Origin of the sequence: Bradyrhizobium sp., assembly GCF_016462955.1 — a bacterium.
Lineage (GTDB): Bacteria > Pseudomonadota > Alphaproteobacteria > Rhizobiales > Xanthobacteraceae > Bradyrhizobium.
In genome coordinates, this window is the sequence record NZ_JAEMSD010000884.1 from 893 (window position 1) to 1,561 (window position 669).

Below are 669 nucleotides of genomic sequence, written 5' to 3' on the forward strand. Positions count from 1 at the left end.
GTGCAAGCCGGCTGGCATCCGCGCCGCCGATCAGCACGCCGTCCATCGCGATCTCGTAGACCGGCATCACGCCGCGCGCGGTCTCGAACTTGAGGTGGCAGGGCAGCCGCTCGGTCTTGCGGCGGTCGTCGTGCTCGCTCTGGCGCAGCAGCACCGCGCAACGCGATTTCAGCTTCCGGGCGAACGTGGTGACGGCCCGGCCGGCATTGGCGACACTCTCGCCATGGGTTTCGGCCGCCTTGGTCGCAGCGTCGATCTCGGCCGCGCTCTCGCCGACCGAGACGATGAACTCCGAAGCGCTGGCGGCATTGCCGGAGACTTCGCTGGTCGTGGCGTTCTGCTCGGCGACCGCGCCGTTGACGGTGTCGAACACCGGGCGGATCGCCTCGATCGCCTGCGAAATGCGATGCACGGCGTCGGCGGAGCCGGCGGCGTCGCGCTGCAGCGCGTCGATCTTCTTCGTGATCTCTTCGGTCGCGCTCTGGGTCTGCACCGCGAGCGCCTTGACCTCGGTGGCGACGACCGCAAAGCCCCTTCCTGCAGCGCCGGCGCGCGCGGCCTCGATGGTCGAGTTGAGCGCGAGCAGCGTGGTCTGCCGCGCGATCTGCGCGATCAGGTTGACGACATTGCCGATGGCCGCCGACGACTCGCGCAGCCGGTCGACATTGG

Annotated in this window: 1 protein-coding gene; it reads right to left on the bottom strand. The window is 69.5% G+C overall.

Features of this window, described 5'->3' with window-relative positions; all coding sequences use genetic code 11:
* A partial coding sequence (locus JHD07_RS39530; protein ID WP_291632051.1) for a methyl-accepting chemotaxis protein occupies nucleotides 1-669 on the bottom strand: 669 nt, incomplete at both ends.